The sequence below is a fragment of the Pseudonocardia yunnanensis genome (genome assembly GCF_039534065.1).
Lineage (GTDB): Bacteria > Actinomycetota > Actinomycetes > Mycobacteriales > Pseudonocardiaceae > Pseudonocardia > Pseudonocardia yunnanensis.
On sequence record NZ_BAAAUS010000052.1, the window covers coordinates 42,703 to 67,089 of the forward strand.

Below are 24,387 nucleotides of genomic sequence, written 5' to 3' on the forward strand. Positions count from 1 at the left end.
CATCATCCTTGAGTCTCGGGTCGCTCGATCGGACCGATTCTGAAGAGGATTTCGGGCTCATGACCTGCACCGAGGAGGTCCGGCCCGAACAGCTCGGTGCGCCGCACCTTTGCGTCGTTCCGCTTGGCGAAAGCCCGGAAGAGGGCGATCGATCCCGCGTTGTCGGGCGTGATCGTGGTTTCGAGGTGATCGGTGTCGGGCACGCCATCGAAAAGAGAGTCGATCATCGCAGCAGCCAGCCCTTGGCCGCGAGCCCGCTCGGCCACCGCGACCTGCCAGACGACGAGGGTGCGCCGTTCGTCAGGACGCCGGTACCCCGATACGAAGCCGACGATCTTGCCATTCATCTTCGCGACGATCGAGGTCGCCGCGAAATCTCGGAACCACAGCAGGTACGCATAACGCGAGTTGACGTCGAGTACTTGGGTAGCTACGGCAAGTCGCCAACACGCAACTCCGTCATCCACATCTGGACGGCAGAGCCGTGCTCTTCCGATGGTTCGGACAGCTGCAGCGGAGTCCGTGGCAGAGGCGGCCATGTCAGGGGAAAGTAACAGTAAAGAAACCGGTCCGCCGGGTTCGCGCGTCTCTCGCTCTCGTCACCTCACGGTGCATCACGTTCCCTGTCACCTCCAGGTCTAGCGCAGGCGTGGGCGGGTACCCCAGGAAGCTGCCTGCTCACCGCCGGTCTCGGCGGTGCGTCGCCCGGCCCGTCGCCACCGCCGAATCGATCCGCGGATCACGTATGTGCAACGTTGGTCACAGTGATCCACGTGGCCTGGTTGGCTGCGCCGTGTGAAAGGCGCGATGACGACGAGCGGTATCTCCGGCTCCTACGTCGTCACGGGCGGCGGCCGTGGCGTGGGACGCGCCGTGGTCGAGCGGCTCATCCGTGACGGCGGCATCGTCGTCGCCGTCGAACTCGACCCCGCGTCCCTGGGCTGGCTCGTCGAACACCCTACAGCCGTGGCTGTCGTCGGCGATGCTTCTGACGAGAAGGTCGCAGCTCAAGCGGCCGATCGCGCCGAGGAGCTTGCGCCGCTTGGCGGATGGGTGAACAACGCTGCGCTGTTCCGCGACGCCTCACTGCATACGGCGCCTGCGCGTGAGGTGATCGATCTCGTGACCGCGAACCTCGCCCCTGCGGTCGTCGGCTGCACGGTGGCGGTACGCCGCTTCCTCGCCGCGGGCACGGGTGGGGCGATCGTCAACGTGTCGTCCCACCAAGCGGGGCGTGCGGTACCCGGCTGCACCCCTTACGTCACGGCCAAGGCCGCGATCGAGGGGCTGACCAGGGCCGTAGCCGTCGAGTACGGGGGCCACGGGATCCGGGTGAACGCCGTGGCGCTCGGCTCGATCGCCACCGAGCGGTACACGGCGCTGCTGGATGAGCTCGGGCCGGCCGCTGCGGCGCGGGTGGAGGAGGAGATGCGCCTCCTGCATCCGGTCGGCCGGGTCGGTAGGCCCGACGAGGTCGCGGCAACGATCGCCCACCTACTGTCCGACGAGGCGAGCTTCATCACGGGCGCCACTGTTCCCGTTGACGGGGGCCGCTCCGCGCTCGCGCGCGACCCGGAGGAACACGAGATCTGAGCGGTTACGACGCCGGCAGGATGTTGTTGTTCACCTGGAACAGATTGTCCGGGTCGTAGCTCGCCTTGACCTGAGCGAGCCTGCGCAGGTTGCGGCCGAACGCGCTGTCCACCCCCGCCTGCGCCGACTCGTCGGCGAGGCCGGTGAAGTTCAGGAAGACGTTCCCGTTGCCGAACTTGGCCATCTCCTGCCACGCCGACCGGCCCCAGTCGACCGCCTCGGAATCCTGCGCCGGATCCGTCCACATCGTGTCGAACGACACCATGAACGGCGAGGACCGCTCCGCGAACGCCGTTTCCTCCGGCCCGACGGCGTGCACCGCGCCACCGATGTGGAAGGTGTTGACCAAGGTCATCGGGCCCGGCCGGTCGAGCGCCCGCGTGGCGATCGCGTCAATCGCGTCGTCGGTGAGTGCGTCGAGGTACTGAGACTTCCAGTAGGCCCGCAGCACCCCGCGGGGAAACAACGCGTCGAACGAGGACTGAACCACGCTGTAGGGCATCGGCTGTGACAGGTCGAACAGCGGGGTGCCCAGCTCGCGCAGTGGCTGCAGCACCCGCATCCCGTCGTCGGGATCCCCGGCGTAGAGACCGCCGACGACCGCCACGGGCCGGTTGTGGATCACCTCGGGCATTCCGGGTGCGGCCGGAAAGGTCAACGAGACGATGAACGAGGTGACGGCGTCGGGTGCGTCGACGACGTGGTCGCGCCATCGGCGCTCGATGCCCGCGAGATCCTCGAGCGGGTAGAACGTCCCGGCGAAGGCCACGGTCGGTCCGAGCGGGCACAGCCGGAACGTGAAGGACGCCACGATCCCGAAGTTCCCACCGCCCCCGCGCAGAGCCCAGAACAGATCGGGGTTGATGCCCGCCGAGGCGGTGCGGATCTCCCCGTCGGCGCACACCACCTGCGCCGCGACGATGTTGTCGCAGGACAGCCCGTGCCGGTTCTGCAGGTGACCGTAACCCCCGCCCAGGCTGAGGCCGGCCACTCCCGTCTCGGACACCCGACCCAGCGGCGTCGCGAGGCCGAAGGCCTGCGTCTCCCGGTCGACATCCCCGAGCAGAGCCCCCGCTTGCACGCGGGCCAGCCGCCGGTCGGGGTCGACCTGAACGCCCCGCATCCCGGACAGGTCGACGACCATGCCGTCCTGCACCGTGGAGAACCCGGCGACCGAGTGCCCGCCGCCGCGCACCGCCAGCAGCAGGTCTCTCTCCCGGGCGAAGTTCACCGCGTCGACGACGTCGGCGGTGCCCGAGCAGCGTGCCGTCAGCGCGGGTCGCCCGACGTGCATGGCGTTCCACACCTCGCACGGCTCGGCATCGGCGGCTGGGTCGTCGCCCGTGACGAGCGCACCCCGCATTCGCGACGTCAGCTCGGCCACGGCGTCGTCGGGGACGCGTACCCGTGAACCGTCGCGGGTGATGACGTCAACGGTCATGGTCCAACCCCTTAGCCTGGCGGCCTGCCGCGAAAGCGGCGCCCGGAGATTGCATCGTCGGCGAGAAAGTCGGCCGCAGACGTTACGCGCGGCGCAAACACGGCACATCGCCTCTTCAGTGCAGTACTCGGCACTCGGCCGTCGGCCTGACGACCGAACGCGCTCCGCCTGCCGATCGTCGACGCGCCCGCCATCGGCAGGTATCGGCGCTGGTCCTGGCGGTCCGCTCCGGCGCGTCGCACGGACGATCGCGGGCATCGCCGACGCGTCCATCACGCGGATCGTGTCGGCTCTTCGCATATTCCGTGCCGGTGGCGGGCGTGATTGCGCATAGGCTTGCTCCGCAGATGCCGGCGGCAATTCAAACAGGGGGAGCCGATGACCGGAGAGCGCGATCCGCACGAATTGGAGGCGGCCCGGATCGGGCTGAGCGGGGCCACGTTGAACGTCATCGATGTGGGGACGGGGCCCGCCGTGCTGCTTCTGCACGGCTTTCCCGACCGGGCGACGATGTGGCGGTACCAGATCCGCGCGCTCGTCGACGCCGGCCACCGGGTCATCGCGCCCGACCTGCGCGGGTTCGGCGACAGCGACCGTCCTGCCGACCCGGCGGCCTACTCCCTCGGCGCCCTCACGGCCGACGTCACCGACCTGCTCGATCACTGCGGCGTCGACAGCGTCTCCATCGCGGCCCACGACTGGGGCGCGCCGATCGGCTGGGGCCTCGCCGCTACCGAGCCCGACCGCGTCCGCCACCTCGCCGCGCTCTCGGTCGGGCATCCGGAGGCCTTCATGGGCGCCGGACTCGAACAGAAACAGCTCTCCTGGTACATGCTGTGGTTCCAGTTCCAGGCCGCCGAGGAGCAGCTGCCGCTCGACGACTGGGCGCTGTTCCGCCGCTGGATCCACGGCGGGATCGCCCGCGGCCAGGACCCGGACGTCGACCGCCAGCTCGCCGACCTCGAACGTCCCGGCGCGCTCGTCGCGGGATTGAACTGGTATCGCGCCAACATGCCGCCTGCGGTGTTCGCCCAGGGCTCCTTCGGCGTCGAGCTGCCGCCGGTCGGCTGTCCCGTGCTCGCCATCCACGGCGAGCACGACCCGGCGCTCGGCGAGCGTCAGATCATCGATTCGAAGAAGTACGTGACCGGGCCCTGGCGCTACGTCAAGCTCCCCGACGTCGGCCATTTCTTTCCCGTCACCGCCCCGGAGGCCGTCAACGAACTGCTCATCGAGTTCTTCGCCTGATGGACCGCGGGCGATGAGAACCACCGCCCAACGCGGTCTCCATCTCGGGAAGCGCCGGCAACCCGAACAGAGGAGCGAAGATGCAGCGCACCGAACCGGACACCACGATCGATCACCGCTACGGCGATCCCGGAGCCGCCGCCACCCCGTGGGCAGATGCCCAGGAGCGGTTCGCCGCAGCGGAACTGGCCTGGTTGTCCACGGTGCGACCGGACGGACGCCCCCACGTCACCCCGCTGCTGAGCGTCTGGCTCGACGGGGCCCCGCACATTTGCACGGGTGAGGACGAACGCAAGGCACACAACCTCGCCGCCAACCCCCACGTCGTCCTCACCACCGGCGCCAACGCCCTGCACGGCGGACTGGACCTGGTGGTCGAGGGCCGGGCCGAGCGGGTGACGGACCCCGACCGGCTACAGGCCCTCGCCGACGCGTGGGAGAAGAAGTACGGCAGCGAGTGGCACTTCGACCTCCGCGACGGCGGCTTCGCAGGCGGCAACGGCCTGGCCCTGGTGTACCGGATCGAGCCGACCACGGCGTTCGGCTTCGGCAAGGCCCCATACAGCCAGACCAGGTGGCGCTTCCCCGAAGCGTGACGGGCCACCAAGATCACCGCGAGATCGGGCTACACGCCCTCCGGGGGGCCAATCCCCAACTCTCGGAACAATCATGAGCCAGCTGGCCAGCCTCGGACCCAGGCCGAGCACGATGATCACCACGAGATCCGCCAATCCGCCCTCGCCGGGGCCAATACCCAGCTCTCGGAACGATCACGGATCCTCGGAACCTGGGTCTCCCAGCGCGATGATCGCTGCGAGATCCGTCGATCCGCCCTCCGCGGGGCGGAAACCCCGATCTCGGAACGATCATCAGCCCTCGTCGCCGCTGGGCGGAGGTGGCCGGCGGTCAGGCGAGCAGGTCGGACGCCTCCCGCCACATGCGGCTGACCACCGCCGCGGCCGGTTCCTCGGTGGCCAGCGCGGCGCTCTGACCGGCCCAGAGGTTGGCCCGGTCCAGGCCGTCCGGGGTGCCCCGTCGCCACTGGCCGACCAGTCGCATCTGGTCGGGGAACGGTGCCGGGCGGGGCGCCCCGGGTTCGGTCCATGCCCTCAGGTACGGGGTCGGTGCCGCCCGCGCCAGCCGGCCTGTGTAGGCGCGGGTGGTCATGGTGGCCTCCGGCGCCAGGCTGTCGAGGGCGGCGGACCACTCCTTGCTGGTCTTCGTCTCGGGGCAGCGCAGCAGTGCGGTGCCCACCTGTACCGCGCTCGCCCCCAGTGCCAGCGCCGCGGCCAGGGCGCGCCCGTCGGCCACCCCACCGGCAGCGATGATCGGAACGCGCAGGTGGTCGGCGAACCAGGGAAGCAGGGCGAACAGCCCGACGTCGGTCCGCTCCGCGGCGTCCTGGTCGAAGGCACCGCGATGGCCACCGGCCTCCATGCCCTGCGCCACCACGGCATCCGCACCGGCCTCCTGGGCCGCGAGCGCGTCCTCCAGAGTGGTGGCGCAGGCGAACCAGGCGATGCCCTGCTCGTGCAACCTGCGGACGTAGTCCGGTTCGAACAGACCCATGATCGAGGAGATCACCGCGGGGCGCGCGGCCAGCATGGCTTCGCACTGCTCCTCGAACACCGGCGGCACGGGCCCCTCGGCATCTCCCGGCGTGCCGAACCTGCCGAGGAACTCGCGGGCCTGCTCGACCCTGCGTTCCCGCTCGGCGGGATCACCAGCGGGCGGGTCCGGGATCCAGACGTTCAGCTGGAAGGCACCGGAGGAGCCGGCGCGGAACTGCTCCGCCCAGTCGGCGATGCCCGCCGGCGCGTCCTGCAGCACCCCGCGGGCACCCATGCCGCCGGCCTCGGCCACTGCGATGGCCAGCCCCGGTGGGCACGATCCCGCCATCGGCGCCTGCAGGATCGGCACCTGGAGCCCGAACCGTTCGCAGAACTTCCGCGCCCGCTCTCGCGCGTCGGCCACGTTCTCCTCCTCCGCCGAAGGCCCCGCTCAGCTCGCCGCGAGCAGGCGGTGTGCCTCGCTCATCATGGTGGTGACGACCTGTGCCGCGGGTGGGACGTCGCGGATGAGGCCGACACCCTCGCCCGCCGGGTACGCCATCTCGTCCCAGTCGCCGGTGGTGTCCACGATCGGCGGGATGGCACTGAACTTGGGCATGTCGTAGGGCAGCCGCACGCTGTGCGGGAACAAGACGGTATGGCCGATGACGGTGGTGGGCAGCGGGTCCGGGAGGTGATCCTCCCGACCGGCCCACTCGGCAGCCGTGCGCGTCGGGAGTACTCGGTAGCGCTGCCCGGGCCATTCGGGCCCGAAGGCGGTGGTCATCACAGGCGGCCCGGCGGCGTCGACGAGCCGCCGCTTGTACTGCGGGTGGGCGTGGCTCTCGACCGTCGCGACGAGCCTGGTTCCGACCCACACACCGTCTGCGCCTGCCCGCAGCGCAGCAGCAACACCTGCCCCGTCGGCGATTCCGCCCGCCGCGAGCAGCAGCCGCTCGGGGAACTGCGCACGAATCCCGGTGAGCAACTCGTGCAGCGGCACGACCCCTCGGGCGTGACCCCCTGCCTCCACGCCCTGCGCCACCAGGCCCTCGACGCCGAGCTCGGCCGCCGCAGCAGCGAGCTTCGTCGAGGACACCTGCATCCATACGCGCACGCCCGCGCCGGTGAGCCGGCGTACCCAGGCGGCCGGCGGAGGTTCGTGGTGGAACACCACCAGCGGAACGCCGAGCTCGGCGCACGCGTCGATGTGCCCGTCCGTGCAGGCCGGGCCCAGGCCGGTCTCGGCACAGATCAGGTCCACACCCCACGGCCGGTCGGTCAGCTCGCGCAGCTCCGCGACCATCACCGGCAGGCTGGGCGGCGGGTCAGGGCTGGCGCCGAGGACACCGAGGCCTCCGGCGTTGCTCACTGCGGCAGCCAGCGGCGGATAACCCACGAAGGCCATGCCGGCGCCCACGAACGGGTGCCGGAACCCGTACTCCCGGGTCAGCGGCGTCGAAATGGTCGATTCATCGCAGCTCCAGCGCATGGTCGCGCCCCCCTCCTGCGCGGCGGCACCCGACAATTCCACACCCACCGGTGTGTGCAGACACGGAATAGCAGGCAGTTATCCAGATAAGGGCCACCCGAACACGCGCGCCCCGGGTCGTCAACAGTCGACCGGAAAACCGGCGCTGGAAACCCGACAACCACCGAGATGAACCGTTCGCCCGAAATCAACCGAATCCGAATCTGAAGTCATCCTCGATTACGATTCTGCCGACGGGTGGACGACGATGGAGGCGGACTGGTGGGACAGGTGGAGACGGTTCGGGGACCGGTCGAGGCAGGCGGGCTCGGCACCGTGCTGATGCACGAGCACGTGTTCGTGCTCAACGAGGAGATGCGACGCAACTACCCCGACTGGTGGGACGAGGAGCAGGGCATCACGGACGCCGTCACGCGGCTGACGAAGCTGAAGGACCGGGGGGTGAGCACCATCGTCGACCCCACCGTGGTCGGCCTCGGGCGCGACATCGCGCGGATCGCCCGCGTCAACGAGCAGGTGGACATCAACATCGTCGCCGCCACCGGGCTCTACACCCTCGGCGACATCCCACCGTTTCTGCTGTTCCAGGGCCCGGGCACGCTGCTGGGCGGCGAGGAGTTGCTGGTCGACCTCTTCGTCAGGGACATCACCACGGGCATCGCTGGCACCGGGATCAAGGCGGCGTTCCTCAAGTGCGCCATCGAGGCCGAACTCACCCCCGGCGTCGAGCGCGTGATGACGGCGGTCGCGGAGACGCACAAACGCACCGGCGTGTCGATCACCGTGCACACCAGCCCTGGTCACCGCACCGGACTGGTCACGCAGGAGGTGCTGCGCCGCGAGGGCGTCGACCTCGGGCGAGTCGTGCTCGGCCACAGCGGAGACACCGCCGACCTCGACTACCTGCACGAGCTCATCGACAACGGCTCGTACGTGGGGATGGACCGCTTCGGGCTCGACTTCCTGCTGCCGGGTGACGAGCGGGTGGCGACCGTCGCCGCACTCGCCGCCGAGGGGCTCGCCGAGCGTGTGGTGCTGTCCCACGACGCGTCCTGCCACATCGACTGGTTCCCGGCCGGTTTCAAGGAGCAGGCCGCCCCGAACTGGAACTACACCCACATCGTCGACGACGTCCTGCCCGCGCTCCGTGAGGCGGGGGTCACCGAGGAGCAGCTGACCACCATGCTGGTGGACAACCCCCGTCGCATCCTGGAGCAAGAAGCTTCCTGATCAGCCGCCCGGTACGTTCGGTCGGTGGGTCCACAGCCGATCGCTGCCGTCACCGCGGACGGGTGCGGCCACACCACGTGCGAAGACGTGCCGGCATGACCGAGCGAACCGTCCCCCGGGCACGCACGAGGCAACAGGCGGCGCTCGACCGCGTGGCCGAGGAACTGTTCCGCACCCGTGGCTACACCGACACCCACATCGCGAACCTCGCACGCGAGGCCGGGGTGTCGGTGTCCACCTTCTACGCCCATTTCGGCTCGAAGGAACAGGCGTACCGGGAAGTCATGGGCGCGGAGCCGCCGGCGCAGGACGACAGGGAGGCGGGAAAGGCCCTGAGTGCGCGGGCCCGGCGCACTCGCGCCTCCCTCATCGCGGCGGCCCGCACGTGCTTCGAGCGGGAGAGCTACCACCTCGTGCGCGTCAGCGACATCGCGGAGCAGGCAGGCACCGCAGTCGGCTCCTTCTACACCTACTTCTCCTCGAAGCAGGATGTCTTCACCGCGGTGATGCACGAGATGATCGCGGACCTGCCGCAGGTGCCGGATCCCCCCGCCGACCGGCCACGGGTCAGCCCGCAGGCCCGGCGAGAGCACGCCGCCGGGCGGATCCGGCAGGCGATCGAGCACTACTTCGACGGGCACAAGCAGTTCGCGACGCTGACGATGCGCGCGGACGAGGCGATGTCGGTGCACCCCGAACTGATGCCGCTGCGCCTGGCCGCCCACCAGGCGTCAGCCGAACGCATCACGCGAAGCCTCCGACGGTGGCAGGAAGCGGGAATCGTCGACTCCCGGCTCGATCCCGACCATGCCGGTGACGCCCTCGCGGCGATGGTCGGTCACGCGACGCGTGTGTGGCTCACCTACGGCCAGGAGCACGATCGCAGCACTGCGATCGACACCCTGACCCGCCTGTGGATCAACGGAATCGGCCTGGCTGCCGATGGGCCACCGGCCGAACACACGTAGCCGCAGGGCCCGTCGCGAAGTGCGGCTCAGGCCGTGGCGAGGTCCGAGCCGAGGGCGCGCAGGCGGGCGATGCCGGTGTCGAGGGCGGCTTCGAGGTGTGTGCTCTGCCCGGTGGACAGCATGATCGTCACCCCGCCCTGGATCCCGGCCAGCAGGGCGGCCGCAGCCTGGTCGACGTCCAACGAGGCCGGGAGCTCACCTTTCTCCTGCATCGCGCGGATGCCGGCGGCGAGTGCCGCCTGCCACGTGTGGAGGAGGCGCTGGGTCACCGCCCTCGCGCCGGGCGTGGCCCGCCCGACCTCCAGGAACAGCGCGCCGAGAGGGCACGTGTCCCCCTGCGCGCGGTACCGCTCGAGCACGAGATCACGCCATCGGTACCACGCCGACCACGACGTCAGGTCGCCGAGATCGGGCTGCTGGTCGTCGAGCACCCGGTCCGCCTCGTACTCGGCAACGGCGAGGAGTAGCTGGTCACGACCTTCGGGGAAGTAGTGGAACAGCTGCCCCTTGCTGGTGCCGGTGCGCAGACGGATGTCGTCGAGGGTGGTGGTGGCCACCCCTCTCTCCCGCAGCACCTCGGCCGCGCCCTCGATGATGCGGGCTCGCGTCGCCGCTCCCTTGCGTGTCAGCGCTCCGTCCACCACGTCTCCCTCTGCCGTAGGGCCACCACCCAATACTCGCGCTACCCGGCTCGTGCGGTCGTCCACCAATCCTGGATGGCCGCGCTCACTTCCTCGGCGCGTTCGATCTGTACCCAGTGGCCGGCTCCCGGCAGGACGACGGTCCGAGAGGCGGGGTGCTGGAAGGTCGACTCCTCGTACGCCGCGCTGGCGGCGTTCTTGTGGATGACCAGCACCGGACAGGTGCGCCGGGAGAGGTAGTGGTCGGATTCCGGCCGGAACGCGATGGGGGCGTGGTCCCAGAGCGCCGCGTAACCGGCCCGGATCATCTCCGATGACACCGACTCCACTCGGCGGAGCACCAGGGTGCGCAGCCAGGCGGGCGTCTGGTCGGTGAAGCTGACCTGGCTGAAGAACGCCTTCACGACCTCCTGAGGGTTCCCCCCGGCCAGTCGCTCCCTCATCCCCTCGATACGTGGTCGACCGTCCTCCTCGACCGCATACGGCGCGTCCAGGGCGACGACCCCGAGCAGGCGCGCCGGGTGCTCCGCCGCCATCGATGAGACGATCGTCCCGCCGAGCGAGTGCCCGACGATCAGAGCGGGCTCGCCCGCGACGTGCTCGATGACCGCCGTCAGATCATCGAGTTGGCGATTCATGCCGTACCCGCCGGCCGGGGCCGACTTACCGAAGCCTCGGAGGTCGTAGGCGATGACGCGGAAATGCGGCTCCAGTAACGGAATGAGCCACGAGTAGTCGGTCGAGTCGGCGGTCCAGCCGTGCACGAGCACGACCGGCGTTCCGGTGCCGGTAGCGGTGTAGAAGAGTGTGGAGTCACCGGTCTCGAGATAGGACATGCCGAGTTTCCCCTTTCCCGGATACGTACCCGAGGGGCCGTGCGGCCGGCGGCCGCGACCAGATGATCACCCTAATGACGATCCAGGTTCATCCCCGGATTCGTGCTCAAGCTCTCCCGCCTCACGTCAGCTCCGACGCGCGTCACAACCGGTCGAGGCCCGTGCCGGCAACCCGCAGCTCCATGGCGCTCCCCGGGTCGAGCACCAGGTAGCAGTCGCCGAGCAATGGCGCGATCTCTCGTACCTGCAGGCGTTCCCAGTGCCGCCAGACCACCACGTCGGGGAGGTAGAGCTCCGAGGTGAACGCATGCACGACGCCGTGGCCCAGACCGTCGTCGAGCACGATCAGGCCGTCTCGGCTCGGGGTGAACGGGGTGAAGACCGTTGCGTCCCGCAGGGCTGCCCGCACCTCACGGGCGCCACCGTGCCCGGTGACCGCTTTCTGCATGGCTTCCTCCAGCACATTGGCGGGAGCCGCGAATCCCAGTGCCGCCGGGGATGGGCGGTAGTGGGGGTTGGGGATGAACTCTTCGGCGATCTCGCCGTTCTCATCCACCCGGTAGGCACCGATCACGGCCCAGTCAGGTACGTCGTCGACATCCTGATATACGGGATCCACTGAATAGACCCAGGATCCCGGGCGCTGTCGGGCACGCTCTCGCAACTCGGGGGTGATCGGCGGAGGATTGTCCGCTGACGCTGCCATCGCCGCCTCCATTCATCTCTTCGACGCCGGCGATACAAGCGCCGCGCCGGCGAGTACGCCGGACTCGCATCGGAAACGGATCGTGGTGCGGATGCGGTTCAGCCCGGAGCGGGGTGATGTCAGCGGCGCACGTGTACGCCCGGTCGGCATCGGGGATCCGCGGTGTCCTCGCCAGCACGTGAGCAGCAGGAGGTGAACTCGGACACCTGGCTGTGGGGACGCCGCGCACCCTGCGGGCAACCCGCGCATTTCGTCGCTACCGGCTTCTCGTCCCCGAGTTCAGCACGCCATTTATGGCAGCATCGCCCCGGTGTTCCTCGAACTGCCCATGCTCCAGCGCCGCCGAAGCTCGAAGTGGGTCGAGTACCCGTCCGACGTCCTGCCCGCCTTCGTTGCGGAGATGGACGTCTCGCTCGCACCTCCCATCCGCGATGCCCTGCTCGAGGCGATCGAGGTCGGCGACCTCGGCTACGCCGAGCCGGGAGGCGTGTTCGAGTCCTTTGCGGGGTTCGCCAAGCGGCGCTTCGGGTGGTCGCCCGATGCCGGACGCATGCGGGTGGTGCCCGACGTGATGACCGGCGTCGTCGAAGTGCTGCGCGTACTCACCGCCCCGGGCGACGGCGTCGTGATCACCCCGCCCGTCTACCCACCGTTCTTCGTCGACGTCCGGGAGGCCGGCCGCCGGATCGTGGAGGTGCCGCTGGCCGACGGGGAGCTCGATCTCGACGGGCTCGAGCGCGCGTTCGTCGCCGGCGCCAAGGCTTTCCTGCTCTGTAATCCCCACAACCCGACCGGGCGTGTGCTCGAGCGCGAACGACTCGAAGCGGTCGCCACGCTGGCCGAACGCCACGGCGTACTCGTGCTCTCGGACGAGATCCACGGCCCGCTCACGCTGCCGGGTGCGCGGCACACGCCGTTCGCGTCGCTCGGCGACTCCCGCTCGGTGGTGTTCACCTCGGCCTCGAAGGCGTTCAACACGGCGGGGCTGAAATGCGCCCTCGCCATCGCCGGCTCCGACGAGGTCGACGCCGAGCTCGACCGGTTGCCCGAGGAGCTTCAGTACCGGGCGGGCCTGCTCGGCGTCATCGCGTCGGAGGTCGCATTCGATCAAGGTGACGAATGGCTCGACCAGATCATCGACGAGGTGAGCGGCAGGCATCGCCTCCTCGCGACGCTGCTGGAGGAGCACCTGCCCACTGTCGGCTACCGGAGGCCCCAGGCCGGTTACCTGGCATGGCTGGACTGCCGGGCGCTCGATCTCGGCGACGACCCCGCTGCCGCATTCCTTGCCCGGGGTCGTGTCGCGCTCGAACCCGGCCCGGGCTTCGGCACGCCCGGCCGGGGCTTCGCGAGGCTGAACGTCGGCACTTCGGAGACGCTGCTGACCGAGGCCGTCCGGCGAATGGCCACAGCCGTCGCCTGACGCGCCTCACGAACGGCCGGAGACCAGGGCGCTGAGCGCCCCGGGCCCGGCAACAGGGTCAGCCTGCCGGCATGAGCACCTTGTCGATCACGAACACGGTGGCGTTCGAGGTCGGGATGTTGCCGCACAGTACGTTCGCGGTGTTTCCCTGGCCGTCGGTGACGGTCGGCGCGGCGGCGGTGCCACCGATCGTGACGTCGCCACCCGCGAGCTCGGTGACCTTCCCGGCCTCGACCAGGCCTTGAGCGTCGTAGCGCTTCGGGACGACGTGGTAGGACAGCAGGCCGCCGAGCTGCTGCTGGTCGGCGAGAAGCGCACTGAACGCCTCGTCGCCCATGGCCGACTTCGCCTCGTCGAACGCCCCGTTGTACGGGGCGAACACGGTGATGGCCTTCTGCGAGTTCAGGGTGTCGGGCAGCCCGGGCACCGCCTTGACCGCGGTGACCAGGGTGGTCAGCAGCGGGTTGGTGCCGGCGGCGCTGGCAACCGGCTGCGGGCCCATGTTGTTCAGCGAGCCGGGCTCGTCACCCTGCGGGAGCTGGCCGCAGGCCGGGCCGAACACATCGGCGTTGGTGGTGACGCCGTCGGCGGCCGCAGGAGCGGCGCTCATCGGCGCGGGAGGGGCGGCCATCGCGCCGCCGGCAGCCGGCTGCTCGGAGCCGCCGCAGGCCGCCAGCGCCACGGTCAGAGCGGCAAGCATTCCGACGGCAGCGAATCGCTGGGTCTTTCGCACGGTTTTCCTCCTCGAACTCGACCCGGTGTATCCGGGCTCGTCGAGCATTCGATCCGTGGACGGTTCCGGTTCGCCGACGCAGATAACGTTTCGGCGACGGGAATGCGAGCCCCTAGGCCGCGGTGAAAATGGTGGCCGGCCATCCGGATGCGCCGTCCGGTATCGGGTCGGCGCGCATCTCGGTCTGGGTGTTTCCGTTCCGGTCGGTGGCTCGCGTCTGCACGGTGTGGCTACCGGGGGCCAGTTCGAATTCGGCGCGCCACATTCGCCAGGTTCGGGGATTCACCTCGTCCGCGAGACCGGCCTCCTTCCAGGGGCCTCCGTCCATGCGCACCTCCACCCGGCTGATGCCGGTGGGCTGGGACCAGGCGATTCCGGCCACGGTGACCCGTCCCGCCGGCACCGTCGCGAAGCCGCGTGGGACGTCGATACGGCATTGCGTCTTGATCGGTGCCTTCTGCGCCCAGCCGCGCTCCAACCAGTAGCCGGATTCGGCACCGAAGGTGGTGAGCTCGAGATCGGTCAGCCATTTCGTGGCCGAGACGTAGCCGTAGAGGCCGGGCACCACCATGCGAACAGGGAAACCGTGCTCGGGTGGAAGCGCCTCGCCGTTCATCCCCACCGCGAGCAGCGCGCCGCGCCCCTCCTCGAGCACGACGTCCGTGGGGGTGCCGGTGTACCAACCGTCGACACTCGTCGCGAAGATCTGGTCAGCCCCGGGCCGGACGCCTGCGTCGAGCAGCACGCGGCGCAGGTCGACCCCGATGAAGTTCGCGGTGGAGACGAGATCGCCGCCGACCGGATTGGACACGCAGGTCATGGTGATCGTGCGTTCCACGAGCGGGCGGGCGAGCAGGTCGTCGAAGGTCAGCGTGAGCTCGTTCTCGACCATGCCGTGGATCCGCAGCGCCCAGTCCTCGGCCCGTTGCGCCGGGATCCGCAGTGCGACGTCGATCCGGTAGAAGTCCCGGTTCGACGTCAGGAAGGTCGGGGTGCCCAGTTCGGGGAACGCCGATCCGGGCGGAATGGCAGGGGCCCGCTCAGCGAGGCGCAGCCGCGCGAGACGCTCGGTCACCCTCCGCCGGGAGTCCTCCACACCGCGCCCGAGGAACTGTCCCGCCCCGGCGGAAGCGAGCGATGCGACGGCCACCGCCGCCGACGTCCCGACCAGCACGGACCTCCGGGTCACCTGGACGCGACCGGTCTCCGGCGCCGTCGGAGAGTAGGTGCGCCGCGCGAGCGCGTGGAGCACACCGAACACAGCGACACCCACCGCGAGCGCCACGCACGGAGCCGCCAGATCCCGCGGGGCATATGCCGGAGCGAGGGTCACCGCCCCCAACCCGAGCAGTCCGAGCACGACCACCACGGAGACACCAGGTCCCGGTCGCCTACGGGCGAGCAGGCCCGTGAGGACGGCGAGGATCGCCAGCACGACCGCGATCCCGCCGAGAAGCACCGGCTTGTCGGCGGTGCCTAACGTCGTCTTGGCGAACTCGGTGAGGGGCTGCGGGGAGAACCGGATGACCGTGTCACCCACGGCCAGGAACGGCGAGGACGACGGCGAGGTCAAGGCCGCCACGAGATGCCCGGAGGCGAGCGCCGCGCCGACGGCCAGTCCGCCGATCATTCCGGCCGCGACACGCGGGATGCCCGGGATCGACGGACGAGCCGGGCGCGTGGGTGCGGCGGTTGTACTCATGCAACGACGTTCGTACGCCGCGCCCGGCCGGTTCGCCCGATCCCGGCACTGGTCAGGTCTGGACCGCTCCGCTGGCCACGACCATGGTGGGTGTGGCGGGCAGGGAGCGACCCGGCTCCAGTGAGATCGCATAGCTGGAGAACTCCGGGCCCGTGGCCACTGCGCCGACCTCGTGAACGCCCGGTCCAGGGGCGAGCACGTCGAACGCGCCCAGCGGGCGTGGGTCACCGGTTCCCAGGCCCCAGACCACGTAGGTGGTGTCGGCGCGGTTGTTCGGCGGCAGACCGGCGGTCACCACGGTCCGTTCCGAGGGGCTGACGAGCACCGCCGCGACCGCCTCCCCCGTGCTCGTGCTGAGCGTCGCGCGGCTGGTGCCGGGTCCCTGCAGCTGGCCGACGAGGCCGTCGAGCGTCTGAGGCTGCGCGATCTGAACATCCCGCTGCTGCCCCTGCATGTTGTGCACGACCAGGCCACCGGCGGCGCCGAGCACCGCCACCACCGCCACGGCCGCGGCCACGAGACGCCGGCGCGAGCCCGTCCACCGGCGCGCGCCGCCCCGGGAAGCCGGCCGGACGACCGCGCCCCCGGCTGCGGCGCCCCCGGACTCGGGCTCCTCCGCGACGGAGGTCTCCACGGGGCGCGCCTGAGGAGTCTCGGCAGCTGCGGCGAGGATGTTGTCGCGTAGCCGGGCCGGCGGGTCGGCAGGCTCCACGGACGTTGCCAGCTCCCCCATGATGAGCTCGGTCTCCCGCACCATGTCCCGGCAGGAGCGGCAGCCCGGGAGGTGGGTCCGCATCGCCTGCTCCTCGTCGGGTTCGAGCGCCTGTAGCGCCCAGGCAACTGCTTGATCGTTCATCGGACAGGACCGCGGCTCGTCGGGGCCTGGGGCGTTCATCTGGCACCACCGGGCAGATCGGCTGAGACGTCTCCCAGCACGGGGCCGAGGGCGCTGCGCAATCGCTGTACCCCGTTGAACATCCGCGACTTCACCGTGCCCAGCGGGACACCCGTGATCGCGGCGACCTCTCGCTGCGTGTAGCCGCCGAAGTAGGCCAGGGCGAGTGCCTGGCGTTGGTCGGGCGGTAACGCGCTGAGCGCGTCCCGGACATGGCCCGCCTCCACGGCCCGCAGCGCACCGTGGTCCGCACCAGGACCTGTGTCCGCAGGTCGCTCCTTGCCCTCCTCCGCAGCGGGCACGGTCCGCCGCCGGATGGCGGCTTCGCGCCGGACCACGTCGACCGATTTGTGGTGCACGACAGCAAGGATCCACGTGCAGAAGCTGCCGCGGCGGGGATCGTAGCGCCGCGGCTCCCGCCAGAAGGCGAGGAACACCTCCTGCACCACCTCCTCGGCCAGCCCGTCATCCACGCACACGCGGCGTGCTAGGGAGTAGGCGCGCCGACAGTAGCGGTCGTACAGCGCGGCCAGCCCGGACTCGGCACCGTCCACCACGGACCGCACGAGCTCCTCGTCGGACCTGTCTGCGGCATCACCGGCGGCAGGCACGTCGCCGCCGGGACCATTCTGGTCGGGCGCGCGCGGTGTGTCGGCGACATCTGCCACCCGCGGGATCCTCACACCATTCGTTCGCGGCGGCACGTCGATCGGTTCGACCCGCCTGGAAAAAATTTCGCGACTACCCGGCCGGGAAGATGAATGCGCAGGTCACAGCCTCGCGGCCGCGTTCGGGCTCGTTCAGGAGGTGAGGCTCTCGGCGAGCTGGACGAGGTGGCGCCGCATCAGCTCGCGGGCGTCGAGCCGGAACAAGTCCAGCCGCCGGGTGTGGGCGAGCAGGAGCAGCCCCGAGGCGTGTGCGAACACGTCGGCGGTTGCGGCGGTCGCACGGTCCGTGTCGGCGCTCAGCTCGCCTGCGGCCTTCCGAACGGGATCGAGTGTGGCGAGCAGCGCGGCGTTGAGTCCGCGGTTGAGGTCGTCGGAGAGTCCCCTGGGCGCGATGCCGCCCCCGAGAAGGTAGAAGCCCAGGTCGAGGTCACGGGGGTGGGCGTCGTAGAAGTCGAAGAAGGCGAGGCCCGCGGCGGTGAAGCGGCTGCGGGCGTCGCGGGCGGACGAGGCGGCGGCCTCGGTGGCGGCGCGCAGCCTGGTCAGCGACTCGCCGAGTGCGGCGGCGTAGATGTGTTCCTTGCTGGGGAAGTAGGCGTAGATCGCACCGGGCACGTAGCCGGCTTCCTTGGCGATCGCCCGCATGCTGGCGCCGCGCAGGCCGGCGGTCGTGAAGACGCGCAGCGCCGCCTCGAGGATGATCGCCCGCTTCGCCTCGACGACCGCGCCGCGACGGTCGGCACGTGTGGTCTCCGCCATGGCGCCCCTTCCGTATCGGCTGCGGCGAAGCTAGCGTGCGAATAGCGTTCATAACAATGAACATCGTTCACAATCCGGTAAAGGAGATCATGTCGATGACGCGGAGCGGCAACGCCGTCATCACCCCCGGCAACCGGGTTGCGGACTACACCGCACGGTTCGGCCGCTTCCTCGGCGACGATGTCGCGCCGCTCGAGGAGGAGCTCGCCCGCCAGGACGTCGGTTCGGCCTGGCAACCCCGGCTCGACGAGGCCGGCCGGATGCATCCCCTGGTGTGGGAGGCGCGTCGCGAGGTGCAGCGCCGAGCGGGCAAGGCCGGCCTCTACGCGCCGCACACCAGCGCCGAGGTCGGTGGCGGCGGATTCTCGCGCGTCGAGATGCACCACGTCGAGGAGTTCGTCTACCGCCGTGCCGGGCTCGGACTCGGGCTGGCGGGGCTGGCGTGGACCGAGGGACCGAACCCTGCCGTGGAGCACTGTTCGCCGCAGGCCAGGGAGCGGTACCTCGCGCCGCTGATCGCCGGCGAGATCACCGCGGCGTTCGCCAACACCGAACCCGACGTCGGATCCGACGTTCTCGCCATGTCGACCCACGCTCGGCCCGACGGCAGCGACTGGATCCTGAACGGGCACAAGGCCTGGATCACCAACTCGCACTTCGCGGACGTCCTCCAGGTGGTCGCCGTGACGGAGCCGGGCGCAGGCACCCGGTCGCTCTCGATGTTCCTGGTCGACGCCGACGCGCCGGGTGTCCGTCGCGGAGCCGACATCCCCACGATGCTGGGCGACGGGCTGACCGGTGAACTGGAGTTCACCGACGTCCGGATTCCGGCGGAGAACGTCGTCGGCGAGATCGGCGACGGGTTCGGGCTGGCGATGATGTGGATCAACTGGCGGAGGCTCTGCCGCGGCGGGATGTGCGCGGGCTGGGGCAGCTGGCTGCTCGAACGGTCGCTGCGCTACGCCCGCGACCGACGCTCCGGCGGCAGGCCCATCGGCGAGCTGCAGGCCGTGCAGCACCTGCTCGCGAACATGGACGCCGACGTCTACCAGGCGCGGTCCACCTCGCTCGTCGCCCAGGCAGAGCTCGATGCGATGGGCCCGTTCGCGATGCCGCTGCATCGGGATGCGCCCCGGCTGATCAGCCTGGTCAAGGTGATCAACGACGAAGCGTTCTTCCGGGTGGCCGACAACGCGGTCCAGGTCCGTGGGGCCACCGGGCTGCTGCAGGGCTCGCCCGAGGAGAAGCTCTTCCGCGTCGCACGCAACCTCCGCATCCCGGCCGGCACGGTCGAGATCCAACGCAACGCCATTGCCAGAGGGCTGCTGCGGGCGCACGCCGAGGAGCCACGTTGACCGCCCTGGTGTGTGTCACCGGCCGGTTCCAGCCCGTGCACCGCCAGCATCTCGACCTCTTCGAGATCGCACTCCGCGACGCCGATCACCTGGTCGTGGCGGTCACCAACCCCGACCCCGGGGCACGGCACGAGGAGGTCACGTCGCAGCACCGCCACCGGGCGTCGGCCAACCCGTTCACCTACTTCGAGCGGGCCTGGCTGCTCGCCGTAGCGCTCGCGGAGCGGGACCTCACCGGCCGGTCGACCGTCGTGCCCTTCGATCTGACCAGGCCCCAGCACTGGCACGAATACGTGCCGCAGGCGGCCCGCCAGGTCGTGCGCGCCTACAGCGACTGGGAGCGGCACAAGGCACGGCTGCTCGCCGACGGCGGTTACGAGGTCCAGCTCCTCGACGGCGACCCGGTCGGGCACGTGTCGGCCTCGGAGATCCGGAGGCGGTTCGCTGCGGGCGAGGCATGGGAGGAGCTCGTGGCGACGGCTTCCGTGCCCCTGCTGCGCGAGCTGCTCTCAGAGCACGGAGCCCGCGGTGAACAGTGAGCCGAGGGTGCTCGACGACCGGCTGCCGATCGTGCTCGTCGTTCTCGACGGCCTGGGCGACCGGCCGATCCCGGAGCTCGCCGGCCGTACGCCCGCCGAGGCCGCTGCCACCCCGAACCTCCACGCGCTCGCGCGCCGCGGCGCCAGCGGATGGCACCTCCCGTTCGGCTGGGGACGCGCGCCCACCTCGGAGCTCGCGCACTGGGCGATGTTCGGCTACTCCTCCGTCCCCTTCGTGGGCCGGGCTGTGATCGAGGCACTCGGTGCCGGTCTCGACGTCGAGCCGGACGTCGCAACCACCCATGCCGCGTTGCGCACGTCCCGGGCCGACGGCGACAAGCTGTGGATCACGGGACGCGCCGGACGGTCCGACGAAGCGGATGCCGACGCCCTGTTGCGCGATCTCGCTCCCGTGCTCGGCCGCGAGGGTGCTGCGCTGTGTCCTCTCGGCGGTCGGGGCGAGGCCCTGCTCACCCTCGCAGGCCACACGTGCGCGGACGTGACGGACTCCGACCCGTTCTTCGAGACGTTCCACCCGTGGCTGCGGCCCGTGGCCACGAGCCCCGGCGGTGAGGCCCTCGCCCGGGACCTCACCGGCATCCTCTGCATCGCCCGCGAGCACCTGGTCCGCAACCCGGTCAACGCCGACCGGGCCGTTCGTGGACTGCCCGCGCTGGACGTCCTCACGACGAAGTGGTCCGGCGTGCGCGGTGCCGTCCCGACGTTCGTGGAACAGAACGGCGTGGCGGGCGCGGCGGTCACGAGCACCCGGCTCTACCGGGGGCTGGCGACGGTGCTCGGGATGGCGCAACGGCACATCGCTCCGATCGACGACCTCGCCGAGGATCTCGCAGCCCGGCTCGCGGCCGCCGCCGAGCTGATCACGGCCGGGGCGCGGTTCGTGCACGTCCACACCAAGGCCACTGACGAGGCAGGACACACGAAGCTCCCCCACGCCAAACGGGACGTCCTCGAGGCCGTCGACCGTGGCCTCGCCGGACTGGGCTCCCTCGCCGAGCGCGCGATCGTGGCCGTCACGGGGGACCACGCCACCCCCTCCACCCACTCGCTGCTGCACGCCGGCGAGCCGACCCCGCTGGTCGTGGCCGGGCCGACGGTGCGCGCCGACGGCGTCACCGAGTTCGGGGAGACGCCTGCCAGACAGGGCTGGTACGGAGTGGTCCGGGCCGACGAGCTGCTGGCCCTGCTACTGGGTCACGCGAACCGTCCTGTTCTGCTCGGCCACCGCATCACGCGCCGCCCCGTCGTCGCGCTCGCGGACGATCCGGAGCCGATGCGTCTCGGCGATGCCGAGCGGTGATGACTACCGCGTTGACTACAGGGCCCACTTGCGGTCGGCCGTGAACCCGACCGACATCGACGTCAGGTGGTCGAGCGCTTCGAAGCGTGCCTCCAGATCCGCGCGCACGGCATCGAACTGGTGCACCGTCTGCGCGGTCGAGTCGTCGTCGACCACGAACTCGACCTCCACGTCCAGCCGTCCGCCGACCTTCGACGCCCGGACGAACGACTCCGTGAATCGGTAGGTGCGCTCGACCTCGCTCACGGCGGCCGCGATGCGTGCCTGCAGATGCGGGGCAGGCGACATCATCAGCAGCTCCCGGAATCCGGAGACGACGAGCTTGGCCGGCACGGGGAGGAAGGCCGCAGAGACCAGCGCGACCATGGCGGGGTCGACATAGCGCGCCAGGTCGGAGCGCCCGGTCAGCTCCAGCACCAGAGCGACGACGAATCCGGCGAGCACGGCGACGCTGAGGAGCGTGTCGCCCACCCACTCGGCCGCCTCCGCGCGGACGAGGTCGGATCCGCCGGCCCGGGCGCGCCGCCGCAGTATCAGCGACACGACAGCGCCTGCGACGGTGGCCACGATGCCGTAGAGCAGTGCCCATCCGACGTCGATGTCGCGGCCGCCGGCGAGGATCTCCCCGACCGCGCTGACGAGTGCGTAGATGCTCAGGCCCGCGAGCGCGGCCGCCTTGACCACGACCGTCAGCGGCTCCCATGCCTCCCGCCCCCACGGATACCGCTCGTCGGGGCCTTTGCGGGCGGTGCGCAGTGCGAGCACCGCTGCCAGCGACAACCCGACGCTCGCGAACGAGTACAGGCCGTCGAACACGATCAGCTGCGACCCGGTCGCCAATCCCCACACCAAGGCGACCACGGCGAACGCGGCCGACGTCCACATCGAGATCAGCAGCGCGCGACCGTCGGACGAGCGGGTAGAGGCCATCGGCTCATCGTTCACAGCCGGGGGCGACTCGTCGACAGAACTGCCCGATCAGGGCAAAGAGCCGGGATCCTGCTCGTAGCGGACGAGCCGCGCCTGCAGGTCCTGGTACGGCGTCGCTCCAGGGATGGCGCGGCCGCCACGCACCCCTTCTGCCACCTCGACCGCTGCGTGGATCGCCGCCCGATACGGCAGCGACCCTGTGCTCACCCGGCGTACCCCCAGCGCCGCCAGGTCGTCGAGCGATAGGCCCGGCACGACGAGCACGTTCACGGGAACCGGGATGGCGGCAGCCAGCTCGCGGAGCACCGCGGGTTCGACCGCGCCGGGTACGAAGACACCGTCGGCGCCGGCCTCGACGTAGGCGGCGGCGCGTTCGAGCGACTCCGCGACGGTCGCGTTCTGTCCGAGCCAGTAGGTGTCGACACGAGCGTTGACGAACAGGCCGGGACAGCGAGCCTTGACGGCCGCCACCTTCGCGGCGAAGGCGTGCGGCGAGACCAGCTTCTCGGCGGTGCTGTCCTCGATGTTGATCCCGGCCACGCCCAGTTCGGCGACGTACTCGGCGACGATCTCCGGCTCGTCGGCGTAGCCGTCCTCGATGTCCATCGTGATGTGGCAGGGCAGCCGGGACAGCTCGCGGGCAAGGGCGAGGTTCGCCTCCCTCGTCGATCGCCTGCCGTCCGGGCGTCCGAGGCTCGAGGCCACACCGAAGCTGGTGGTGCCGATCGCCGGGAAGCCCGCGTGCAGGAAGGCCAGCGCGGACGGCACATCCCAGGCGTTGGGCAGGACCAGGGGCCGCTCGCCGTGATGGAGCTCGTGGAACGTCACGCTCATGGGACGACGGTAGAGCCGTCAGCGGCCTCAGTCAGAGGCCGAGCACGCACTTGAGACGGGCCGCGTAGCGACGTGAGACGGCGATGCCCTCCTGCTCACCGCAACTCATGGCGAGAGTCAGCGATCCCTTGAAGCCCGGCTCGACCTCCTTGATCCGGCTCACGTTGACGATGTAGCGGCGGTGCACCCGGAGAAACGTCGAGGAATCGAGCTGTCGCTCGACGTTGTCGATACCTCGTGTCGCGGCGAGCAGGCGCCCCTGATCGGTCACGAACCACACGGCATGGCTGTTCGCTTCGGCATACCGGATCTCGTGCGGGGCGAGCAGGACTATCCGCGAGCCCCGCATGGCCGGAATCCGAGGTGGATAGCCTCTGGTCCGCGACGACTCGATACGCGTCAGTGGTTCACCGGCCGGGCTGTCGGTCGCCACCACTAGCACGCCCACGGGGTCGCAGGAGATGCGCACGGGCCGGAGTTCCACGGTGAAGGGCTCCTTGCCTGCAGGCGCATACAGGTTCGCGAAACCCCGCCAGTCGGAGTCCTTCCGAGCTCGCCGAACCGCTTTCTCGATGAGTTCGGCGAGATGTGGGATCCCCGGCGAGACCCGGGCGTTGGGATCGACCGCCGGGTTCGAGCACACGACGCCGAACAGCGCGGTCGCGGTCTCGTTCACCGCGACGAGCTTGCCTGCCACGTCCACCGCGAGGAGCGCTCCGGTGACACCGGGCTCGGCGTCCGAGAAGGCGTCGGCGAGCCGTCGGCCGTTCCGCACCGCCTGGTCACGCAGCTCCGACTCGAAGCCGGCCGCCGTGCGCAGCAGCCATTCGGTCGCGCAGCCGGGCAGCTCGTCACCCCGGCGGGCAACGTCCAGCGCGGCGACGGGTGTGTGGCTCACGGGGTCACGTATCGCGATTGCGGCGCAGTTCCACTCATGGAAGTCGCGGCACCAGTGCTCTGCGCCCTGCACCGATGCGAGGCCGGGGCGTTCGAGCGCCGTGCCCATCCCGTTCGTGCCGCTGCAGGCTTCCGACCAGGAGAAACCTGGAGCGAGAACCGTCTCGTCGGGATGGGGTCCCCAGCTCGCGAGGACGCGTCCGGCGCCGTCCGTCACGCTGACGAGAGCGGGATGCAACTCGGACCAGCTCGCACCGGCGGCCCCGCCGAGCCTCGTGAAGAGCATGTCCTGCGCAACGGAGTGCTCGGTGTCAGCCTCTGCAGCCGGTGCTGCCGCCTGGAGCGGGTCGACCTGGTGTACGTCGCGGCAGCGGTACCAGGACAGCAGGATGCCGGCCCGAACGCCGTCCACCGCGTCCTCTCCGGAGACGAACCGCTCCCACGCCGCCATGACCCGGCGCTGCTCTTCCGTCATCACGCCGCACGCGGCCGCGGTCCCTTTCGTGCCGCGAAGAGGACCGCTCGGATTCGGATGGACGCCGTCCATGCCAGGTCCCTTCTCGCGCTGCTCACGTGCAGGCCAGAGTGACTCAAGGCACAGGCTAGCCGCGCGGGCGCCGCACGCCCAG

General features: G+C 70.3%; 24 protein-coding genes. 9 read left to right on the forward strand and 15 right to left on the reverse strand.

Features of this window, described 5'->3' with window-relative positions:
• Positions 1 to 2: 2 nt before the first annotated feature.
• Positions 3 to 467: a diaminobutyrate acetyltransferase gene (gene ectA / locus ABD743_RS38145; protein WP_344728522.1), complete on the reverse strand. Its 465-nt coding sequence runs from the start codon at positions 465 to 467 to the stop codon at positions 3 to 5.
• Positions 468 to 807: 340 nt separating this feature from the next.
• On the opposite strand from ectA, the gene ABD743_RS38150 reads away from it, so the two are divergent.
• The gene (locus tag ABD743_RS38150) at positions 808 to 1,593 is read left to right on the forward strand and encodes an SDR family NAD(P)-dependent oxidoreductase (RefSeq protein ID WP_344728524.1); all 786 of its coding nucleotides are present in this window, start codon (positions 808 to 810) and stop codon (positions 1,591 to 1,593) included.
• 4 nt (positions 1,594 to 1,597) lie between these two features.
• Here ABD743_RS38150 and ABD743_RS38155 read toward each other — a convergent pair whose 3' ends face one another.
• Positions 1,598 to 3,034, reverse strand: coding sequence for an FAD-binding oxidoreductase (locus ABD743_RS38155; protein WP_344728526.1), 1,437 nt, complete (start codon positions 3,032 to 3,034; stop codon positions 1,598 to 1,600).
• A gap of 378 nt (positions 3,035 to 3,412) precedes the next feature.
• Here ABD743_RS38155 and ABD743_RS38160 point away from each other — a divergent pair, with 378 nt between their 5' ends.
• Positions 3,413 to 4,282: an alpha/beta fold hydrolase gene (locus tag ABD743_RS38160; RefSeq protein ID WP_344728528.1), complete on the forward strand. Its 870-nt coding sequence runs from the start codon at positions 3,413 to 3,415 to the stop codon at positions 4,280 to 4,282.
• Between the two features lie 80 nt (positions 4,283 to 4,362).
• Positions 4,363 to 4,878: a pyridoxamine 5'-phosphate oxidase family protein gene (locus ABD743_RS38165; RefSeq protein ID WP_344728530.1), complete on the forward strand. Its 516-nt coding sequence runs from the start codon at positions 4,363 to 4,365 to the stop codon at positions 4,876 to 4,878.
• Between the two features lie 310 nt (positions 4,879 to 5,188).
• Here ABD743_RS38165 and ABD743_RS38170 read toward each other — a convergent pair whose 3' ends face one another.
• Positions 5,189 to 6,256 (reverse strand): NAD(P)H-dependent flavin oxidoreductase, encoded by a 1,068-nt coding sequence (locus ABD743_RS38170; protein ID WP_344728532.1) that lies wholly within the window; start codon positions 6,254 to 6,256, stop codon positions 5,189 to 5,191.
• A 27-nt stretch (positions 6,257 to 6,283) separates the two neighbouring features.
• Positions 6,284 to 7,366 (reverse strand): NAD(P)H-dependent flavin oxidoreductase, encoded by a 1,083-nt coding sequence (locus ABD743_RS38175; protein WP_344728534.1) that lies wholly within the window; start codon positions 7,364 to 7,366, stop codon positions 6,284 to 6,286.
• A gap of 219 nt (positions 7,367 to 7,585) precedes the next feature.
• Between ABD743_RS38175 and ABD743_RS38180 the strand changes: the two genes are divergently transcribed.
• Positions 7,586 to 8,554, forward strand: a complete 969-nt coding sequence (locus tag ABD743_RS38180) for a phosphotriesterase family protein (RefSeq protein WP_344728671.1) — start codon at positions 7,586 to 7,588, stop codon at positions 8,552 to 8,554.
• Positions 8,555 to 8,649: 95 nt separating this feature from the next.
• Positions 8,650 to 9,522, forward strand: a complete 873-nt coding sequence (locus tag ABD743_RS38185) for a TetR/AcrR family transcriptional regulator (RefSeq protein WP_344728536.1) — start codon at positions 8,650 to 8,652, stop codon at positions 9,520 to 9,522.
• Between the two features lie 26 nt (positions 9,523 to 9,548).
• On the opposite strand, the gene ABD743_RS38190 is transcribed toward ABD743_RS38185, so the two are convergent.
• The 3 genes from ABD743_RS38190 to ABD743_RS38200 all read right to left on the reverse strand — a co-directional run bounded on the left by ABD743_RS38190 (position 9,549) and on the right by ABD743_RS38200 (position 11,717).
• Positions 9,549 to 10,163, reverse strand: a complete 615-nt coding sequence (locus ABD743_RS38190) for a TetR/AcrR family transcriptional regulator (protein WP_344728538.1) — start codon at positions 10,161 to 10,163, stop codon at positions 9,549 to 9,551.
• Positions 10,164 to 10,204: 41 nt separating this feature from the next.
• Positions 10,205 to 10,999 (reverse strand): alpha/beta fold hydrolase, encoded by a 795-nt coding sequence (locus ABD743_RS38195; RefSeq protein ID WP_344728540.1) that lies wholly within the window; start codon positions 10,997 to 10,999, stop codon positions 10,205 to 10,207.
• 142 nt (positions 11,000 to 11,141) lie between these two features.
• Complete coding sequence (locus tag ABD743_RS38200) at positions 11,142 to 11,717, reverse strand: type VII secretion system-associated protein (protein ID WP_344728542.1); 576 nt, start codon at positions 11,715 to 11,717, stop codon at positions 11,142 to 11,144.
• A gap of 298 nt (positions 11,718 to 12,015) precedes the next feature.
• On the opposite strand from ABD743_RS38200, the gene ABD743_RS38205 reads away from it, so the two are divergent.
• Complete coding sequence (locus tag ABD743_RS38205) at positions 12,016 to 13,128, forward strand: MalY/PatB family protein (protein WP_344728544.1); 1,113 nt, start codon at positions 12,016 to 12,018, stop codon at positions 13,126 to 13,128.
• A gap of 58 nt (positions 13,129 to 13,186) precedes the next feature.
• On the opposite strand, the gene ABD743_RS38210 is transcribed toward ABD743_RS38205, so the two are convergent.
• From ABD743_RS38210 to ABD743_RS38230, 5 genes are all read right to left on the reverse strand, one after another.
• Positions 13,187 to 13,828 carry a fasciclin domain-containing protein gene (locus tag ABD743_RS38210; protein ID WP_344728673.1) on the reverse strand — a complete coding sequence of 214 codons (642 nt, stop codon included), beginning with the start codon at positions 13,826 to 13,828 and terminating at the stop codon, positions 13,187 to 13,189.
• 145 nt (positions 13,829 to 13,973) lie between these two features.
• A complete protein-coding gene (locus tag ABD743_RS38215; RefSeq protein WP_344728546.1) occupies positions 13,974 to 15,563 on the reverse strand; it encodes a molybdopterin-dependent oxidoreductase in 1,590 nt (529 codons plus the stop codon).
• 52 nt (positions 15,564 to 15,615) lie between these two features.
• Entirely contained in the window at positions 15,616 to 16,419 is an 804-nt protein-coding gene (locus tag ABD743_RS38220) for an anti-sigma factor (protein ID WP_344728548.1), read from the reverse strand.
• Between the two features lie 35 nt (positions 16,420 to 16,454).
• On the reverse strand, positions 16,455 to 17,126 hold the full coding sequence (locus ABD743_RS38225) for a sigma-70 family RNA polymerase sigma factor (protein WP_344728550.1): 672 nt from the start codon (positions 17,124 to 17,126) through the stop codon (positions 16,455 to 16,457).
• 132 nt (positions 17,127 to 17,258) lie between these two features.
• Positions 17,259 to 17,882, reverse strand: coding sequence for a TetR/AcrR family transcriptional regulator (locus tag ABD743_RS38230; protein ID WP_344728552.1), 624 nt, complete (start codon positions 17,880 to 17,882; stop codon positions 17,259 to 17,261).
• 89 nt (positions 17,883 to 17,971) lie between these two features.
• Here ABD743_RS38230 and ABD743_RS38235 point away from each other — a divergent pair, with 89 nt between their 5' ends.
• From ABD743_RS38235 to ABD743_RS38245, 3 genes are read left to right on the forward strand one after another with little or no spacing between them, the layout of a single operon-like run.
• On the forward strand, positions 17,972 to 19,237 hold the full coding sequence (locus ABD743_RS38235; protein ID WP_344728554.1) for an acyl-CoA dehydrogenase family protein: 1,266 nt from the start codon (positions 17,972 to 17,974) through the stop codon (positions 19,235 to 19,237).
• The gene (locus ABD743_RS38240) at positions 19,234 to 19,776 is read left to right on the forward strand and encodes an adenylyltransferase/cytidyltransferase family protein (RefSeq protein WP_344728556.1); all 543 of its coding nucleotides are present in this window, start codon (positions 19,234 to 19,236) and stop codon (positions 19,774 to 19,776) included. The genes ABD743_RS38235 and ABD743_RS38240 overlap by 4 nt, the downstream gene beginning before the upstream one ends.
• Positions 19,766 to 21,097 carry an alkaline phosphatase family protein gene (locus tag ABD743_RS38245; RefSeq protein ID WP_344728558.1) on the forward strand — a complete coding sequence of 444 codons (1,332 nt, stop codon included), beginning with the start codon at positions 19,766 to 19,768 and terminating at the stop codon, positions 21,095 to 21,097. The genes ABD743_RS38240 and ABD743_RS38245 overlap by 11 nt, the downstream gene beginning before the upstream one ends.
• Before the next feature lie 15 nt (positions 21,098 to 21,112).
• Here the strand turns inward: ABD743_RS38245 and ABD743_RS38250 are convergent, their stop codons facing one another.
• From ABD743_RS38250 to ABD743_RS38260, 3 genes are read right to left on the reverse strand one after another with little or no spacing between them, the layout of a single operon-like run.
• Positions 21,113 to 22,027, reverse strand: a complete 915-nt coding sequence (locus ABD743_RS38250; RefSeq protein WP_344728560.1) for a cation diffusion facilitator family transporter — start codon at positions 22,025 to 22,027, stop codon at positions 21,113 to 21,115.
• 48 nt (positions 22,028 to 22,075) lie between these two features.
• Positions 22,076 to 22,861, reverse strand: coding sequence for an isocitrate lyase/PEP mutase family protein (locus tag ABD743_RS38255; RefSeq protein WP_344728562.1), 786 nt, complete (start codon positions 22,859 to 22,861; stop codon positions 22,076 to 22,078).
• 31 nt (positions 22,862 to 22,892) lie between these two features.
• Positions 22,893 to 24,233 (reverse strand): LytTR family transcriptional regulator DNA-binding domain-containing protein, encoded by a 1,341-nt coding sequence (locus ABD743_RS38260; RefSeq protein ID WP_344728564.1) that lies wholly within the window; start codon positions 24,231 to 24,233, stop codon positions 22,893 to 22,895.
• Between the last annotated feature and the right edge of the window lie 154 nt (positions 24,234 to 24,387).

Bases quoted from the DNA above. Each gene is read 5' to 3' on its own strand.
- ABD743_RS38260 (WP_344728564.1), bottom strand. From the start codon at position 24,233: ATGACGGAAGAGCAGCGCCGGGTCATGGCGGCGTGGGAGCGGTTCGTC.
- ABD743_RS38200 (WP_344728542.1), bottom strand. From the start codon at position 11,717: ATGGAGGCGGCGATGGCAGCGTCAGCGGACAATCCTCCGCCGATCACC.
- ABD743_RS38230 (WP_344728552.1), bottom strand. From the start codon at position 17,882: ATGGCGGAGACCACACGTGCCGACCGTCGCGGCGCGGTCGTCGAGGCG.
- ABD743_RS38185 (WP_344728536.1), top strand. From the start codon at position 8,650: ATGACCGAGCGAACCGTCCCCCGGGCACGCACGAGGCAACAGGCGGCG.
- ABD743_RS38165 (WP_344728530.1), top strand. From the start codon at position 4,363: ATGCAGCGCACCGAACCGGACACCACGATCGATCACCGCTACGGCGAT.
- ABD743_RS38160 (WP_344728528.1), top strand. From the start codon at position 3,413: ATGACCGGAGAGCGCGATCCGCACGAATTGGAGGCGGCCCGGATCGGG.
- ABD743_RS38215 (WP_344728546.1), bottom strand. From the start codon at position 15,563: ATGAGTACAACCGCCGCACCCACGCGCCCGGCTCGTCCGTCGATCCCG.
- ABD743_RS38235 (WP_344728554.1), top strand. From the start codon at position 17,972: ATGTCGATGACGCGGAGCGGCAACGCCGTCATCACCCCCGGCAACCGG.
- ABD743_RS38155 (WP_344728526.1), bottom strand. From the start codon at position 3,034: ATGACCGTTGACGTCATCACCCGCGACGGTTCACGGGTACGCGTCCCC.
- ABD743_RS38255 (WP_344728562.1), bottom strand. From the start codon at position 22,861: ATGAGCGTGACGTTCCACGAGCTCCATCACGGCGAGCGGCCCCTGGTC.
- ABD743_RS38250 (WP_344728560.1), bottom strand. From the start codon at position 22,027: ATGGCCTCTACCCGCTCGTCCGACGGTCGCGCGCTGCTGATCTCGATG.
- ABD743_RS38220 (WP_344728548.1), bottom strand. From the start codon at position 16,419: ATGAACGATCAAGCAGTTGCCTGGGCGCTACAGGCGCTCGAACCCGAC.
- ABD743_RS38195 (WP_344728540.1), bottom strand. From the start codon at position 10,999: ATGTCCTATCTCGAGACCGGTGACTCCACACTCTTCTACACCGCTACC.
- ABD743_RS38210 (WP_344728673.1), bottom strand. From the start codon at position 13,828: ATGCTTGCCGCTCTGACCGTGGCGCTGGCGGCCTGCGGCGGCTCCGAG.
- ABD743_RS38150 (WP_344728524.1), top strand. From the start codon at position 808: ATGACGACGAGCGGTATCTCCGGCTCCTACGTCGTCACGGGCGGCGGC.